At 66.8% G+C, this 16,376-nt stretch carries 16 protein-coding genes; 10 read left to right on the forward strand and 6 right to left on the reverse strand.

The window, feature by feature from the left end; genetic code table 11:
- Positions 1-119: 119 nt before the first annotated feature.
- Together ABS767_RS14375 and aspS are read right to left on the reverse strand one after the other, a co-directional pair.
- Positions 120-641 carry an ATP-binding cassette domain-containing protein gene (locus tag ABS767_RS14375; RefSeq protein WP_408079527.1) on the reverse strand — a complete coding sequence of 174 codons (522 nt, stop codon included), beginning with the start codon at positions 639-641 and terminating at the stop codon, positions 120-122.
- A gap of 109 nt (positions 642-750) precedes the next feature.
- On the reverse strand, positions 751-2,589 hold the full coding sequence (gene aspS / locus ABS767_RS14380; RefSeq protein WP_408079529.1) for an aspartate--tRNA ligase: 1,839 nt from the start codon (positions 2,587-2,589) through the stop codon (positions 751-753).
- Between the two features lie 98 nt (positions 2,590-2,687).
- Between aspS and rnd the strand changes: the two genes are divergently transcribed.
- Both rnd and ABS767_RS14390 read left to right on the forward strand, forming a co-directional pair.
- Positions 2,688-3,866 carry a ribonuclease D gene (gene rnd, locus ABS767_RS14385; protein WP_408079531.1) on the forward strand — a complete coding sequence of 393 codons (1,179 nt, stop codon included), beginning with the start codon at positions 2,688-2,690 and terminating at the stop codon, positions 3,864-3,866.
- Complete coding sequence (locus ABS767_RS14390; RefSeq protein ID WP_408079533.1) at positions 3,863-4,156, forward strand: I78 family peptidase inhibitor; 294 nt, start codon at positions 3,863-3,865, stop codon at positions 4,154-4,156. The genes rnd and ABS767_RS14390 overlap by 4 nt, the downstream gene beginning before the upstream one ends.
- 1 nt (position 4,157) lies before the next feature.
- On the opposite strand, the gene ABS767_RS14395 is transcribed toward ABS767_RS14390, so the two are convergent.
- Genes ABS767_RS14395 through ABS767_RS14410 form a run of 4 tightly spaced genes read right to left on the reverse strand, consistent with a single transcriptional unit; the run spans position 4,158 to position 9,775 of the window.
- Positions 4,158-5,669 carry a Ppx/GppA phosphatase family protein gene (locus ABS767_RS14395; protein WP_408079535.1) on the reverse strand — a complete coding sequence of 504 codons (1,512 nt, stop codon included), beginning with the start codon at positions 5,667-5,669 and terminating at the stop codon, positions 4,158-4,160.
- Positions 5,666-7,855 carry an RNA degradosome polyphosphate kinase gene (locus ABS767_RS14400; RefSeq protein WP_408079537.1) on the reverse strand — a complete coding sequence of 730 codons (2,190 nt, stop codon included), beginning with the start codon at positions 7,853-7,855 and terminating at the stop codon, positions 5,666-5,668. The genes ABS767_RS14395 and ABS767_RS14400 overlap by 4 nt, the downstream gene beginning before the upstream one ends.
- A gap of 10 nt (positions 7,856-7,865) precedes the next feature.
- Positions 7,866-8,489, reverse strand: a complete 624-nt coding sequence (locus ABS767_RS14405) for a P-loop NTPase family protein (RefSeq protein WP_408079539.1) — start codon at positions 8,487-8,489, stop codon at positions 7,866-7,868.
- Positions 8,486-9,775, reverse strand: a complete 1,290-nt coding sequence (locus ABS767_RS14410) for a heavy-metal-associated domain-containing protein (protein ID WP_408079541.1) — start codon at positions 9,773-9,775, stop codon at positions 8,486-8,488. Before ABS767_RS14410 ends, ABS767_RS14405 begins: the two co-directional genes overlap by 4 nt.
- A 61-nt stretch (positions 9,776-9,836) precedes the next feature.
- Between ABS767_RS14410 and purM the strand changes: the two genes are divergently transcribed.
- The 8 genes from purM (at position 9,837) to pyrF (ending at position 16,374) form a co-directional block, all read left to right on the forward strand.
- On the forward strand, positions 9,837-10,931 hold the full coding sequence (gene purM / locus ABS767_RS14415) for a phosphoribosylformylglycinamidine cyclo-ligase (RefSeq protein WP_408079543.1): 1,095 nt from the start codon (positions 9,837-9,839) through the stop codon (positions 10,929-10,931).
- Positions 10,932-11,069: 138 nt separating this feature from the next.
- Positions 11,070-11,591: a phosphoribosylglycinamide formyltransferase gene (gene purN, locus ABS767_RS14420; protein ID WP_408079749.1), complete on the forward strand. Its 522-nt coding sequence runs from the start codon at positions 11,070-11,072 to the stop codon at positions 11,589-11,591.
- Positions 11,588-11,965 (forward strand): MmcQ/YjbR family DNA-binding protein, encoded by a 378-nt coding sequence (locus tag ABS767_RS14425; protein WP_408079545.1) that lies wholly within the window; start codon positions 11,588-11,590, stop codon positions 11,963-11,965. The genes purN and ABS767_RS14425 overlap by 4 nt, the downstream gene beginning before the upstream one ends.
- A gap of 92 nt (positions 11,966-12,057) precedes the next feature.
- Positions 12,058-12,258 (forward strand): hypothetical protein, encoded by a 201-nt coding sequence (locus ABS767_RS14430; RefSeq protein ID WP_408079547.1) that lies wholly within the window; start codon positions 12,058-12,060, stop codon positions 12,256-12,258.
- Positions 12,259-12,301: 43 nt separating this feature from the next.
- On the forward strand, positions 12,302-12,997 hold the full coding sequence (locus tag ABS767_RS14435; RefSeq protein ID WP_408079549.1) for an endonuclease/exonuclease/phosphatase family protein: 696 nt from the start codon (positions 12,302-12,304) through the stop codon (positions 12,995-12,997).
- 6 nt (positions 12,998-13,003) lie between these two features.
- Positions 13,004-15,298 (forward strand): patatin-like protein, encoded by a 2,295-nt coding sequence (locus ABS767_RS14440; protein WP_408079551.1) that lies wholly within the window; start codon positions 13,004-13,006, stop codon positions 15,296-15,298.
- A gap of 63 nt (positions 15,299-15,361) precedes the next feature.
- Positions 15,362-15,706 carry a LapA family protein gene (locus ABS767_RS14445; RefSeq protein ID WP_408079553.1) on the forward strand — a complete coding sequence of 115 codons (345 nt, stop codon included), beginning with the start codon at positions 15,362-15,364 and terminating at the stop codon, positions 15,704-15,706.
- Positions 15,703-16,374, forward strand: coding sequence for an orotidine-5'-phosphate decarboxylase (pyrF, locus tag ABS767_RS14450; RefSeq protein WP_408079555.1), 672 nt, complete (start codon positions 15,703-15,705; stop codon positions 16,372-16,374). Before ABS767_RS14445 ends, pyrF begins: the two co-directional genes overlap by 4 nt.
- Positions 16,375-16,376 lie beyond the last annotated feature (2 nt).

Raw genomic sequence — 16,376 nt, forward strand, 5'->3', positions numbered from 1 at the left:
CTTCGCCGGACGGCTTTCGACCCGTCCACCCTCGACCCAAAGCGACGCCACGGCACGCGGAGCCAGCGCTGCGGCAAGATGGGTGGTCATCACGACCGTCGCGGTCTTCGCCCGTTCGATCAGAAGGCCCCAAGCTTGTCGGCGGTCGCATCGTCGAGTTCCGCGGTCGGCTCGTCGAGCGCGATAAGCTGCGGGTCGCCGAGCAACGCCTGCGCAAAGATCAGCCGCCGCCGCATCCCGCCCGAAAAGGTCGAGATGCGGTTGTCGATATCGGCATGGAGCCCGATCGCGGTCGTGATCGCGCCGAACTGGGCGTCGACTCCCGCCCGGGCGAGGCCCTTCAACGCGCCGATATAGGCCGCAAATTCGCGCGCGGTCAGCTCCTCGGGCAGGTCGACCGCCTGCGGCGCGTAGCCGAGCACACGGCGCAATGCCGCGCGTCCGCCCGGCAGCGCTTTCCCTTGCCAGAGGATCTGACCGGCGCTCGGCCGCTCGGCAGTCGCGATCAGGCGCAACAGCGTCGACTTGCCCGCACCACTGGGGCCTTCCAGCAGCGTCAGCCCGACCGGAAAGCTGTGCGTGACGTCGCGAAGGACGTCCTTCCGCCGATAGTGTTTCGCAACGCCCCGAAGTTCCAGCATTCCCGCCCCCGTACGTGTATTACGCGTGCAATACACGAAAGGACGGCCGGGCAAAGGCCTATTCTACCAATTCCGGTTCAGCGAATGCCGCTCCGCTGAGCGGCCCTCGTCATCCGGCCGACGGATCGACGGCCGAGGCCGGGTCCTTCTTCGCCTGATCGGCCGCGACTTGCGGGGCGAGGCGGATGTGCAGTTCCTTCAGCTGCTTCTCGCTCACCATCGACGGCGCCTGCATCATCAGGTCTTCCGCCTTCTGGTTCATGGGGAACAGAATGACCTCGCGGATGTTCGGCTGGTCGGCCAGCAGCATCACGATCCGGTCGACACCCGGCGCCGAACCGCCGTGCGGCGGCGCGCCATATTTGAACGCGTTGATCATGCCCGCGAAGTTGCTGTCGACCTGCGCCTGCGAATAGCCGGCGATCTCGAACGCCTTGTACATGATCTCCGGGCGGTGGTTCCGGATCGCGCCCGACGACAGCTCGATGCCGTTGCAGACGATGTCATACTGCCAGGCGAGGATGTCGAGCGGGTCCTTAGTCTCCAGCGCCTCCAGCTCGCCCTGCGGCATGCTGAACGGGTTGTGGCTGAAGTCGATCTTCTTCGCGTCCTCGTCATATTCGAACATCGGGAAATCGACGATCCAGCAGAATTCGAACCGGCTCTGGTCGATCAGACCGAGCTGCTCGCCGACCCGGGTCCGTGCGAGGCCAGCCAGCTTCGCCGCCTGCGCTTCCTTGCCCGCGGCAAAGAAGATGCCGTCGTCCGGGCCGAGGCCGAGCTCATCACCCAGCGCCGACATCTTGTCCTCGCCATGGTTCTTGGCGATCGGGCCGCCCCATTCGCCGCCCTTGCGCGTCGCATAGCCAAGGCCCGCAAAGCCCTCACCCTGCGCCCAGGCATTCATGTCGTCGAAGAACTTGCGGCTCTTGTCCGCCGTCCCCGGCGCCGGGATCGCGCGCACGACGTCGCCGGCCTCAACGATCGAGGCAAAGCGGCCGAAACCAGAACCCTCGAAGTGCTTGCTGACATCGGAAATGAGGATCGGGTTGCGCAGATCAGGCTTGTCGTTGCCGTATTTCAGCATCGATTCGCGGTACGGAATGCGCTTGAACGGCAGCGGGCTGACCGTGCGCCCCTTGCCCTGCCAGTTCGCGAACTCCTCGAACACGCCATGCAGCACCGGCTCGATCGCCGCGAACACATCGTCCTGCGTGACATAGCTCATCTCGAAATCGAGCTGATAGAACTCGCCCGGCGAGCGGTCGGCGCGCGCGTCCTCGTCGCGGAAGCAGGGCGCGATCTGGAAATAGCGGTCGAATCCCGCGACCATCAGCAGCTGCTTGAACATCTGCGGCGCCTGGGGGAGCGCGTAGAACTTGCCCGGATGCACGCGGCTAGGCACCAGATAGTCACGCGCGCCCTCGGGGCTCGACGCGGTCAGGATCGGCGTCTGAAACTCGGTAAAGCCCTGGTCGATCATCCGCTTGCGCAGGCTGGCGATGACATGGCTGCGTAGCATGATGTTTGCGTGCAGCTGATCGCGCCGCAGGTCGAGGAAGCGGTTCCGCAGGCGGATCTCCTCGGGATAGTCGCTGTCGCCGAACACCGGCATCGGCAGCTCCTGCGCCGACGACTGGACGGTCACGCCCTTGGCAAACACCTCGATCGCACCGGTCGCGAGGTTCGAGTTCACCGTCGCCTCGCTGCGCGCCTTGACCAGCCCGTCGATCGTCACGACCGATTCGACGCGCAGCGATTCCAGCACCGGCAGCGCCGGCGAATCGCTGTCGGCGACGATCTGCGTCACGCCATAATGGTCGCGCAGATCGACGAAGAGCACGCCGCCATGGTCGCGCTTGCGATGGATCCAGCCCGACAGGCGGACGGTCTCGCCGACCTGATCGGCAGTCAGCTGGCCGCAAGTGTGCGAACGATAGGCGTGCATGAGCAAGTTCCAACGGTTTCAGGTGAAAATATCAGGTCGCGCGCTTCCCCCTCACGCGCCCCTTTGTCAACCCGCGCGGGCGCGGCTATGGGCCTGCGATGCATATTCACGACCTGATCACGGACTCGGCCAGCCTCGCCAATCTCTGCACCCGCCTCGCGCAGCAACCGTTCATCACGGTCGATACCGAGTTCATGCGGGAGAATACCTTCTACCCCGAGCTGTGCCTGATCCAGATCGCCGACACCAATGAGGCTGCGGCGATCGATCCGATGGCGCCCGGCCTGGACATGACCCCGCTGCTCGACCTGCTCGTCAATAACGAGGACGTGCTCAAGGTCTTCCACGCCGGCGGTCAGGACCTCGAGATCGTCTATAACCTCACCGGCAAGACGCCCCATCCGCTGTTCGACACGCAGGTCGCGGCGATGGCGCTCGGTCAGGGCGAGCAGATCGGCTATTCCAACCTGGTCGAAACCTATCTCGGCATCACCGTCGACAAGGGCGCGCGCTTCACCGACTGGAGCCGCCGCCCCCTCGACAAGCGCCAGATCGACTATGCGATCGCGGACGTGACGCACCTCTCCGAAATCTTCCCGAAGATGCTCGCTAGGCTCAAGAAGACCGGGCGCGGCGCCTGGCTGGACGAGGAGATGGAGCGGATCGCCGATCCCGAAAACTATCGCAACGACCCCGAACAGGCGTGGCAGCGGATCCGCATCTCCAGCCGCAAGGCGGAGGTTCTTGGCCGCCTCAAGGCGCTCGCGGCATGGCGGGAAAAGGAAGCGCAGCAGAAGAACCTGCCGCGCGGCCGCATCGTCAAGGACGAGACCATCGCCGATCTCGCCGGCAATCCGCCGCGCAAGCAGGCCGATCTCACCCGCGTGCGCGGCCTTTCCGCATCTTGGGGCGGCAACGATATCGGCGGTCGGCTCATGGCCGCGCTCGAAGCCGCGACCCCGATGAGCAGCGACGAACTCCCCTCGCGCGACGATCGCAAGCTCCCGCTCGGCAAGGAGGGCGCATTGGTCGCCGACCTGCTCAAGCTCCTGCTCAAGATTCGCGCGCGCGACATCAATGTCGCGGCCCGCCTGCTCGCCCGGTCTGACGATCTCGAGGCGCTGGCGGCCGGTCAGCGCGAGGGGCTGTCGATCCTCAACGGTTGGCGGTTCGAACAATTCGGACGCGACGCGCTCGCGCTGGTCGAGGGTCAGCTTGGGTTCACCGTGCGCAATGGTAAGCTCAAGATGACGCGAACCGAGGAGCCCACGCCATGAAGCCGATGATCGCAACGCTCGCCCTGACTCTCCCGCTCGGGCTTGCCGCCTGCATGGACGAGCGGCCCGCGCCGCTGCCCGGCCCGGCGACGTGCAATGCCGATCGCGTCCAGGCGCTGGTCGGTCGCGAAGCCCGTCCGCGCGTGATCGACCGGGCAAAGGCCCGTTCGGGTGCGCGCACCGTGCGCGTGATCAAGCCCGGCATGGCGGTGACGATGGATTTCCGCAGCGACCGGCTGAATCTCGACGTCGACGACGTCAACACGATCACCGCCGCGCGTTGCGGCTAGCCTAGTCGCCGACCGCCACGTCGGCGGTCAGGCCCAATGCACCGGCGAGCGCGCGGTGGCGCTTCTCCACCGCCTCGCCATACAGCGCCGCGTCGTCCTCGCCGAACCTGAGCACCAGCCGCTCGTCCTCCACCGCGATCGACGATCGCCGCAGCGGTCCGGCGATGCCGCCCGACAGCCGCTGTCCCAGCCGCATCGCCAGGCCCCACAGGCGCGCACGCTCCAGATCGTCGGGCAATGCCAGCTGTCCGACCGGCGCGGGCGATTCCAGCCCGCCCCCCAATGACGTGAACAGCGCCTGCGCCACGATCGCGCGCCCGCGCGCATCGATCCCGACCCAATTGCCATGCAATGCGATCTCGAGTCCGCGTTCGGCACGAAATTCGGGATTGGCCCGCCATCCGACATCGGCGAGCAGGCATGCGGCATGGCGCAGCCGCGCCAGTTCCTCGCCATCGTCCGCGAACATCGGCGCGACCCATGTATCGAGCAGGTCGCCATGCTCGGGAAACCGACCCGATCGCCGCGCCTCGTCGCGTGCGGCAACGATCAGCGGGTCCTCGCGCCGCTCCTCGGCGCTCAACTCGCCATAGAGCAGCCCCTCGCGTAGCCCGAATGCGGATGCGACGGTTTCGGAACTGCCCAGATGGCGGATGAGCACGCCGAGCAACGCGGCGGCATGCTCCATCGTCGCCACGCGGCCCGACGACAGGTTCGGCACCGCGCGGATGCGGCTCTTGCCCAGCTGCGCGATCGTCCGCTGCAGCCGCGTCACCGTCGCAGCGGGCATCGCATATTCATGAATCACCGGCAGCGGATAGCCGGTCAGATGCATGTCGAGCCGCGCCAACGCGCGCCACGACCCGCCGACCAGATAGAAGGGCAGCCCCTCGCCGCGCTTGCTCCATCCTGCATCGGCGAGCATCCGCTCGACGGTCTTGTCGAGCGCCCCCTTGCCCTGCGACCGAATCGCTTCGAGACGCAGCACGCCGAGCGGAAAGGACACGCGATCGGTCACCGTTCCAGCGACCACACGCACCAGCTCGAGCGATCCGCCGCCAAGATCGCCGACGACACCGTCGGCATCCGGGATGCCCGACAGCACGCCACAGCCCGCCGCCAGCGCCTCCGCCTCGCCCGACAGCAATTCGACCTGGAGGCCCAGAGCTTCGGCGATTGCGATCAGATGCGCGCCATTGCTCGCCTCGCGCACCGCGGCGGTCGCGACTGTGCGAAGCGAATCGACCGCCATCTCGCGGGCCAGGCTGGAAAAGCGCGCCAGCGCCGTCGTCGCGAGCGCCAGCCCATCCTCACCGATCGCGCCCGTTTCGGCGAGCGAGCGGCCAAGCCCCGCCATCACTTTCTCGTTGAACAATGTCGCGGGGAGCCGCGCCGATCCGTCGTAGACGACCAGACGGATCGAGTTCGACCCGATATCGATGATCCCGGTGCGGCGCGCCTGCGGCGACGTGTCGCTGCGCGGACGGCGAAAGATCAGGGGGGAAACGCTCAAGCGCTGCGCTCCGCACGCCAGCGGCGCAGCGACAGCTTCGGCACCGCCCCGCTCGATTCGAGCGCGGCACCGCGCCCGGACAGCGACGGATTCGTCATGAAATAGCGGTGCAGGTTGAACGGCTTCTCGCCGGGCTCGTCGCGTGCATATCGGCCATCAGGCTGCAGGTCCCAGCTTTGCTCGGTGTCGATCAGGTTCGCGACCATCACCTGATCGAGCACCTGATCGTGCACCGTGGGGTTCAGGATCGGAAGCATGAACTCGACCCGCCGGTCGAAGTTGCGCGGCATCCAGTCGGCGGAGGAGATATACACCTCCGCGCCGTCATTGGGCAGCGGCTTGCCGTTGCCGAACGCCCAGATGCGGCTGTGCTCCAGGAATCGACCGACCACGGATTTGACGTGGATATGCTCGGACATGCCGGGGACACCCGGCCGCAGGCAACAGATGCCGCGGATGATCAGGTCGATCTCCACGCCTGCATTGCTCGCTTCGTACAATTTCTCGATCATCACCGGATCGACCAGGCTGTTCATCTTGGCCCAGATCGCCGCCGGCCGGCCCGCCAGCGCATGTCCGATCTCGCGGTCGGTCAGTTCGATCAGCCGTTCGCGCAGATGGCGGGGCGATACGGTCATCAGCTCCAGATTCTGCGGTTCGACATAGCCGGTGACGTAGTTGAAGATCTTCGCCGCATCGCGCCCGACGCGCGGGTCGGCGGTGAAGAAGCTGAGGTCGGTATAGATGCGCGCGGTGATCGGGTGATAATTGCCCGTGCCGAAATGGCAGTAGGTGCGGAACTCGTCACCCTCGCGCCGCACCACCATCGACACCTTGGCGTGGGTTTTCCAGCTGGTGAAGCCATAGATGACCTGCACGCCCGCACGCTCCAGCGCGCTGGCCCATAGCAGATTCTGCTCCTCGTCGAACCGGGCCTTGATCTCGACCACCGCGGTCACCGACTTGCCCGCCTCGGCTGCGGCGATCAGCGCCTGGATCACTGCCGACTGCTTGCCTGCGCGATACAGCGTCTGCTTGATCGCAACGACATCCGGGTCACTTGCCGCCTGTTTCAGGAAGGCGAGCACGACGTCGAACGTCTCGTACGGGTGGTGGACGACGATGTCCTTCGCCTTGATCGCCGCGAAGCAATCGCCGTCATATTCGCGGATGCGCTCCGGGAAACGCGCGGAAAAAGGCGAGAATTTTAGATCAGGCCGATCCTCGTCGACGATCAGCGCCAGATCGCCGATACCCAGGAACCCGCCGGTTTCGGTCAGCAGCGCCTCGCTCCCGCCAAGCTCTTCCTTGAGCACCGCCTCCAGCCCCGGATCGATACCCTCCTCCATCTCCAGCCGGATCACGCGCCCACGACGGCGGCGCTTGATCGCGGTGCGGAAATACAGGACCAGGTCCTCGGCCTCTTCCTCCAGCTCGATGTCGCTGTCGCGCAGCACGCGGAACGTCGCCGACTTGCGGATCTCGAACCCCGGAAACAGCTGCGGGGCAAAGCGCCGGACCAGCGCCTCGACCGACACATAGCGCGCAGGTTCGCCGGGCACGCGCACGAAGCGCGGGGTCGCGGCCGGGAGCAGCACCAGCTCGCGCACCACTTCCCCGTCGCTCGTGCGGACAAGGTCGAAAATGACGCTCAGCCCCTTGTTCGGAATGAACGGAAACGGGTGCGACGGATCGAGCGCTTGCGGAGTCAGGATCGGAAAGATCTGCAGCCGGAAATGCTCTTCGACCCAATCGACCAGATCGCCGGAGATGGCGTCACCGTCCAGCACCTCGATCCCGCGCTCCGCCAGCGCGCCGCGAATGTCGTTCCACACCGCCTGCTGGCTGTCGACTAGATCGCTCGCATCGGCGACGATCGCCGCCAGCTGCTGCGCCGGGGTCAGACCGTCCGTGGAATGCGCGTCCACCTCCTGCAACTGCTGGCCCTTCAGACCCGCCACGCGCACCATGAAGAATTCGTCGAGGTTCGACCCCGAAATCGACAGGAATCGCAACCGCTCGAGCAGCGGATGCGCGGTGTTACAGGCTTCCTCCATCACGCGGCGGTTGAAGGCGAGCCATGACAATTCGCGGTTGAAATAGCGCGCTTCGGGGACAGCGAAGGTCGACGGCTCTCCGCCGCTCGCGGAAGGCAGATCCTGGGTGACGTGCGCGCGGGTCGACATGCGTCCTCGTTCAGCTGTCAGCCGACGCTTCACGAAGCAATCCGGCTGCGGTCAATGTGGCCCGCGCCGTCGGGATCGACAAGCGCCGGTTTCTGCGGCGGCTCGCATCCTCTTCGAGCGCCTCGGACGAACGCAGGATCGCGAGATGGGTTCGCTCGATCCGGCGGACGACCCACGCCACTAGATCGGGAGTCGCGACAAGTTCGTGACGTTCCAGCAAAAGTGCGAAGATATCGTGTGCCAGCGCATCGTCGGGCGGTTCGATCCGCGCCACGACGCTGGCGCCCAACCGCGAACGCAGGTCGGGCAGCCGCACGCTCCACGCCGGCGGGACATGGTCCGCAACCAGGAACAGCGGCTTGTGATCGGCCTGCGCCGCGTTCCACGCGTGGAACAGCGCAATCTCGTCATGCCGGTCGGCTTCGTCGATCATCGTCCCGCCGCTCCGCGCAGCCATGGTGCGCGCCAGCGTGCTGCGCCCGGACTTGCGCGGCCCAGTGATGATGCCGGCCATCACCGGCCAGGTCGCCCAGCGCTCCAGCATCCGGACCGCGTCGGCATTCGACTCGCCGATCAGGAACCTGTCCTCACGCGCGCCGGGATATCGGGCGAGCGGCAGGGAAAGCTGGCTCATCCCGGACCGTCTGCTCCTGGCTCCGGGATCGGGACCGGGGTCGACGCCGGTGGCGGCGGGGTCGGCGGAGTCGCACCACCGCGCCGGATGCGCAGCACGCCCGATCCTTCCTCGACCTGCCAGCCGCGCGCCTGCAGCGCCGAGCGCAGCGAAGCCTGGCTGCCGTCATAGGTGACCCGCATCAGCGACACGCCGCCCAGCGCGGTGCTGGTGGTGATGGCAGAGCTCACGCCCGGCACGCCCCGCAGCGCGGCCTCGCCACCGGTCAGCGCGCCCACCGTCGGCGTGTCGAACTGGATCGTGTAGACCGCACCGGTCGGCACGACCGGCGTCTCGCCGCTTTCGATCGGCACTTCCTCACCGGTCTCTTCCACCGGAACCTCCGGCTTGGGCGGTTCGGTCACGAGCAGCCGGTCGGCCTTGAGCACGCCCGCGCGCAGCGCGTCCTGATAAGCCTTGTCGATGCGCGCGATGCCCGCGTCGATGAGCGCGGGGAGCGCGTTGCCGTCGTTCACGCGCAGCACGAACTGCGCCAGCATCCGGTTGTCCGGCCCGTGACCGGCCGTGAACACGCCCGTGATCGGTCCGCCGGGATAGGCGCGGCGCAGCTCGACGGTCGGGATCAGGATATCGTGCGCACCATATTGGTCGAGGATCGATCGCCACCAGCCGCGCCCGCGCCGCGCCACCTGGCCCGCATTCATCAGCAACCGGTCGGGACCGGTACCGTTGGGCCGGACATAGTCGATCGAACTGTTGCCGGTGCGAAACCGCCCCCAGCCGTCGGCGAACGCACTATTACCTTCGAACACGCGATGCGCGCCGCCCGAAACCTGTACGGGAACCAGCAGCATCGGTGGCGATCGCATCAGCGTCCCGCCCACGCCCAGGATTGATGCCGCGCGGCCACGATCGAACAGGACGCCCAGCCGCGCGACGTAGCGATTGGGGCCGATCTGTTCATCCTCGACGACGATGCCGGTGACCATGCCGTCTAGCGTCGAATCGGACAGGCTGGAACTGCGCCCCGTCAGCCGCTGCGCCAGCATCCCCCACGCCTGGCGCTGCGCCAGGCGCCAACCGCCCAGCCGCGCGGCCTCGGCGGTCTTGCCGCGCACGTCGACATCAACGCCGCTCACTTCGAAACTGCCCGAGCTATTGCCCGCATCACGACTCGAATCGGCCTTGGCGGCACCCTTGCCCGATTGCGCGACCGCGAAACCGGCAGAGGCGAGCAGCGCCAGAATGGCGATCGCGGAAGCGGCGGGGGAGATACGAACAGACATTCCGCGCCCTTTTGGCGAAGAGGACGTGGAAAACCAAGCGCGATATGGCTAGGCGCCTCACATGACCGACTCCAAGTCCTACACCTATGCCCAGGCCGGCGTCTCGATTGACGCAGGCAATGCGCTGGTCCGCGCCATCGCCCCGCTCGCCCGCTCCACCCGCCGTCCCGGCGCCGACGCCGATCTTGGCGGGTTCGGCGGCCTGTTCGACCTCAAGGCGGCAGGGTTCACCGATCCGCTGTTGGTGGCGGCGAACGATGGCGTGGGGACCAAGCTCAAGCTGGCGATCGAGCATGACAGCCATGACGGCGTCGGCATCGATCTTGTCGCGATGTGCGCCAACGATCTGATCGTCCAGGGCGCCGAGCCGCTGTTCTTCCTCGACTATTTCGCGACCGGCAAGCTCGTGAACGGCGTCGCCGAGCGCGTGATCGCCAGCATCGCAGAAGGGTGCAAGCAGGCCGGCTGCGCGCTGATCGGCGGAGAGACGGCCGAAATGCCGGGCATGTACGCCGATGGCGACTATGATCTTGCCGGTTTCTGCGTCGGCGCGGTCGAGCGCGACCAGCTACTCGACGGCAAGACGATCGTGCCCGGCGACGTGATGCTCGGCCTCGGCTCGACCGGTGTCCACTCGAACGGCTTCTCGCTGGTCCGCCGCCTCGCTGCGGACAAGGGCTGGAAGCTCGACCGCCCCGCGCTGTTCGACCAGGACACGATCCTGCTCGACGCGCTGATGGCGCCGACCCGCATCTATGTGAAGTCGCTGCTGCCACTGCTCAAGGCGGGCCGCATTCACGGCCTTGCGCACATCACCGGCGGCGGGCTGCTTGAGAATATCCCGCGCGTCCTGCCCGAAGGCTGCCACGCCCGCGTCGATGCCGACAGCTGGACGCAGCCCCGTCTGATGGCGTTCCTGCAGGCGCAGGGGAATATCGAGCCGCAGGAAATGGCGCGCACCTTCAACTGCGGCATCGGCATGGTGGCGGTGGTCGCAGCGGATCAGGCGGATGCGGTCGCGGCCGAGCTGGAAGCGGCGGGCGAAACCGTCCACCGCATCGGCGCGATCGAGGCCGGCCAACGCGGCTGCACCGTGTCAGGCAGCGCCGAGACGTGGAGCGCGCGCGCCGACTGGGAAGCGACGCACAATGCCTGACCCGACCAGTGCTCCTGCGCAGGCAGGAGCCCAGGGTCACAAAGGCATGGCCAAGAAGATCCTGGGTCCCTGCCTTCGCAGGAGTGCAAGCAGGTGAAACGCAAGCTCGGCATCCTGATCTCCGGTCGCGGCTCCAACATGCAGGCGCTGGTTGAAGCGTCGCGCAACGCCGATGCGCCTTATTCGGTCGCATTGGTCGCATCGGACAAGCCCGCAGCCCCCGGCCTCGCCTGGGCCGCGCAACAGGGCGTCGCCACCTTCGCACTCTCGCCCAAGGGTTTGGCCAAGGCCGACTATGAGAGGCAAATCGACACCGCGCTCCGCAACGCCGGGGTCGAGGCGATCGCGCTCGCCGGCTATATGCGCCTGCTCACCGACGATTTCGTCGCGCGCTGGCGCGGCCGGATCGTCAACATCCACCCCTCGCTGCTACCGCTCTACAAGGGACTCGACACGCACCAGCGCGCGATCGACGCGGGCGACGGCCATGGCGGCTGCTCGGTCCACCTCGTGACCGAGGAACTCGACGGAGGCACCGTGCTCGGCCAGGCGCGCGTTCCGATCCGCCCCGGCGACACCGCCGACAGCCTCGCGCAACGCGTGCTCGCGGAGGAACACAAACTCTATCCCCGCATTGTCGCGGAATGGCTCAGCAGATGACCCCCCAGGCGAGCGCCGCGCTGGACAAGCTCCGCGCGATCGCACTCGCCCTGCCCGAAGCGGACGAGAAGCTGTCGCACGGCATGCCGGCCTTCTCCATCACCAAGGGCAAGATGTTCGCCTATTTCTGGCACGCGCATCATGGCGACGACGTCACCGCGGCGATCGTCAAGACCAGCGGACCCGAGGAACAGGCGATGCTGATCGAGATGGAGCCGGACCTTTACTACCGTCCGCCCTATTTCGGTCCATCGGGCTGGGTCGGCATCCATCTCGACCGGCCCGAGACCGACTGGGATCGCGTCGGCGACCGCGTTGCGATCAGCTGGGAGCTGGTTGCTCCCCGGCGCCTGCTCGAAGTCGGCGGCCGCTGATCCGTACTTGGCCGATGAAGTGACGGATTTCAGGGATATTTCGTTCAGTTTCCGCGTTAAACCCGATCACCGCAACAGGGAAAGATCGCGGCATGAATGGCCATGGACTGGAACCTCATCGTCAAGGTGGAACGGCAAGCGCGGAATCGGGCATCGTCCTGCTGGAAGGGCCCGGGGGCGTCGCAGTGGCGCTGACCCCGGATGCTGCCGAGGCGACCGCCCGCAGCCTCGATGCCGCCGCGCTGGAAGCGCGCGGGCAGCGTCCGATCCAGTCGCCCTCGATCCGCATCTGACCGCGCGCTTGCCTCAACGCCTCCGGAGCCCCAAACAGGGCCGATGCTGAAAGTTGCCAGCTACAATATGCGCAAGGCGATCGGCACCGATCGCCGCCGCCGGCCTGAGCGGACGCTCGAGGTGTTGCGAGAGATTGACGCCGATGTCGTCGCATTGCAGGAGTGCGACCGTCGCTTCGGCCAGCGCCAGGGTGTGATCACCCCGCACATGCTCGACGAGCACAGTCCCTGGAAGGCAGTGTCGTTCGGCGTGCGCCATGGCAGCATGGGGTGGCACGGCAATGCAATCCTGGTGCGAAAGGACGCGCAGATCCTCGATTGCGAGGTCGTCCATCTCCCCGCGCTCGAACCGCGCGGCGCGGTCATGGCAGATCTGCGCATCGATGGTCAGTTGCTGCGCGTGGTCGGCATGCATCTCGACCTGTCCGGGCTGTGGCGGCGGCGGCAGGCGCATGCCATCCTCACCCATATCGGCGCATGCGCCCGCGCGATGCCGACCGTGATGATGGGCGACCTCAACGACTGGAGCGCGCAATCGGGATGCCTGCGCGATTTCGGACGCGATTTCACCTTCGCGCCGACCGGCCGGTCCTTTCACGCGCGCCGTCCGGTCGCGCGGCTTGACCGGATCATGGTGTCCAGCGATCTGGCGATCGAGGATTGCGGAGTGAACGACAGCGCAGCAGCGCGCACCGCATCCGACCATCTGCCCGTATGGGCGCGAATCAAGAGGGGCTGAAAGGCGTTGCAGGACAAGGAGCTACGCCTGGCACTCGTCTGCTATGGCGGGATCAGCCTCGCCGTATACATGCACGGCATCACCAAGGAGATCTGGCACCTCTCCCGCGCCAGCCGCGCGCATCGCGACGGCGAGTCGTCGCCGGGGCCGAGCGAGCGCATCTACCACGCCCTGCTGGACGAGATCGGCACCCATGCCGACATGCATCTGCGCGTCATGGTCGATATCGTCGCGGGAGCGAGCGCGGGCGGAATCAACGGCGTATTTCTGTCGCAGGCGCTTGCGACCGGCCAGTCGCTCGATCCGCTGACCGATCTGTGGCTGGAAGTCGCGGATGTCGAGGCGTTGCTGAACCCGGAACACGGACCGTCGCACCGCCTGGCGAAGGTCTGGGCGTTGCCGATCGCCTGGATGGTCGCGGGCCGCGACTCCGACGTGGACGAGACCGTCGAGCCCGGCGCCCGCGCCGAGGTGCGCGCCAAGCTCGAACGCTTCGTCCGCTCGCGCTGGTTCGAACCCCCGTTCGGCGGCAAGCAGCTGCTCGACATGATGCTCGACGCGTTCGACGCGATGGAAAAGGCACCGTCCGGCCCGCGGCTGCTCCCCCCCGGCCAGCCGCTCGACCTGTTCGTCACCGTCACCGATTTCGGCGGCCATCCCGAGCGGCTGAAACTCAATTCACCGCCCGAAGTGGTCGAGACCGAACATCGCCTGGTCTTCTCGTTCAGCGACAGCGGTCGCGACGCAGAACCCTTCGCGCACGTCGCCGAACTGGCTTTTGCGGCGCGTGCCACCTCCAGCTTTCCCGGCGCCTTCCCGCCCGCAACCGTCGCCGAGATCGACGGCGTGCTCGCCGATCGCGAGATGAGCTGGCCGGGCCGCAGCGCGTTCCTTGAACATATCCTGCCCCGCCAGTTCGCGGCGGGGGCGGTCGACAAGGCGGCGCTGATCGACGGATCGGTGCTCGCCAACGCGCCGTTCCGGCCGGCGATCGACGCGCTCAGGGAACGCCCCGCGCGCCGCCAGATCGACCGCCGCTTCGTCTTCATCGATCCGACGCCCGGCTATCGCATCGGATTCTACAATGACCGCCCGCCCGAGGCGCCTGGCTTCTTCCAGACGATTATCGGCGCCTTGTCCGAACTGCCCCGACAACAGCCGATCCGCGACAATCTCGATGCGATCAGCCAGCGCTCGGAACGGATCGAGCGCATGCTGGGGGTGATCGATCGCATCCGCGCCGAGGTCGAATCCCAGGTCGAATCGCTGTTCGGCTACACGCTGTTTCTCGACTATCCGACGCCCAAGCGGCTGTCCGCATGGCGCGGCCGGGCGCAGGTCGCGGCGGCATCGCGCGCCGGTTATGGCCATGCCGCCTATGGTTTGCTGAAGGTCGAGGGCGTCGCGGATCGCATCGCGACGCATCTCCATCAGATCGGCGATCAGCGCGGGCAGGACAGATGGCAGCGGCTGCGCGACCGCATCTGGCGGGAAATCGTCGCGCGCGGCGCGGACGACTTCGGATCGCACCATAGTGGCTCGGCGAGCGCAGCCACGCTGGACCTGCTGCGCGCGCACGACGTCGGCTTCCGCATCCGCCGTCTGCGCCTGCTCGCACGCCGTGCGACCGAACTGGATCAGGAACATAAGCGCGCCGAGCTGGGGCCGATCCGCAACGCGATCTACGAATCGCTCGCCGGCTATCTCGAATGCCAGCGCGCCGACCCGTTCCTCGGCATGCGCGAATCGATCCGCTCCGCCGATGCCGATATCGGCGCGCTGATCGACGAACTCGCCTCGCGCATGGATCTGCGCACGCTCGATGCCGATACCGATCAGCAGCTTTCCGAAGGGCTGAGCCAGCTTCCCCGCGACCTGCGCCGCCCCATGCTGCTCGCCTATCTTGGCTTCCCCTTTTTCGACATCGCCACGCTGCCGATGCTCCAGGGGGAGGGGCTCAACGAGTTCGACCCGATCCGCGTCGACCGCATTTCCCCGGACGACGCCACCGCGATCCGCAGCGGAGGCGCGCAGGCGACGCTCAAGGGCATCCAGTTCCACAATTTCGGCGCATTCTTCAGCCGCTCCTATCGCGAGAACGACTATCTCTGGGGGCGCCTGCACGGCGCCGAGCGTTTGATCGACATCATCCTCTCGACCCTTCCGGCGAATACCCGCCTTCCCCCCGGCCGGATCGCGACGATCAAGCGCGATATCTTCCTCGCGATCCTCGACGAAGAGCAGCCTCGGCTCACCACGATTCCGGGCCTGTTCGAGCAACTGCGCGCCGAAATCGGCTGACTCTGGCCAATCGGCTCAAGCCGCCCTAAAGCTGATATGAATTAATCGGGGTGATCGCGGCGGATGCAGTTTCTGAAGGCTTTGTTCTGGTTCCTGATCCTGGGCCTGGTGGCGGCGTTCGCAGTCACCAACTGGCATCCGGTCGAAATCCACCTGTGGAGCGGCCTCGTCGCCGATGTGAACCTCCCCTTCCTGCTGCTGATCGTCTATCTCGGCGGGCTGCTGCCGGTCCTCGCCATCTACCACACCGTCCGCTGGCGAAACCGCAGCCGGATCGCGATGCTCGAACGCACGATCGAGGATCTTCGCCCGGCTCCATCGCCCGCGCCGGTGCCGGTCGCCGACCCAGAGCCGGCTCCCCCTGCCCCACCGGAAGCCCCCGCGACCACGCCATCGGTGGCGTCATGAGCCCGGTTTTCGTCGCCCTCGACACCCCCGACATCGAGCGCGCCAAGGCGATCGCCACGCGCGTTCGCCATCATGTCGGCGGGCTCAAGCTCGGCCTCGAATTCTTCATGGCGAACGGCCGTCACGGCGTGCACGAGATTGCGGAGATCGGGCTGCCGATCTTTCTCGACCTCAAATTCCACGACATCCCCAATACGGTGGGCAAGGCGGTGCAGGCGCTCCGCCCGCTCGAACCCGCGATCATCACCGTCCACGCCGCGGGCGGTCGCGCGATGCTCGAGGATGCCAAGGCCGCCGCACCGACCGGTACCAAGGTCGTCGCGGTGACGATGCTGACCAGCCTCGACGCCAACGACCTGCGCTCGATCGGCCTCAGCCCCGATCCGCACGAACAGGTCGTCCGCCTCGCCGAACTCGCCAAATCGGCGGGCGTCGACGGCATCGTCTGCTCGGGCGAGGAAGTGAAGGCCGCGCATGCCGCGTGGAAGGACGGCTTCTTCGTCGTCCCCGGTGTCCGCCCCGCCAACGGCACTGCAGGCGACCAGAAGCGCGTCGTCACCCCCCGCGCCGCGCTCGATGCCGGGGCTTCGATCCTCGTCATCGGTCGCCCGATCACCCAGGCCCAAGACCCCGATCAGGCGGCGCGCGAGATCGAAGCGACGCTTTAGCG

The sequence above is a fragment of the Sphingomonas plantiphila genome, from assembly GCF_046000505.1.
In the GTDB taxonomy this organism is placed as follows: domain Bacteria; phylum Pseudomonadota; class Alphaproteobacteria; order Sphingomonadales; family Sphingomonadaceae; genus Sphingomonas; species Sphingomonas plantiphila.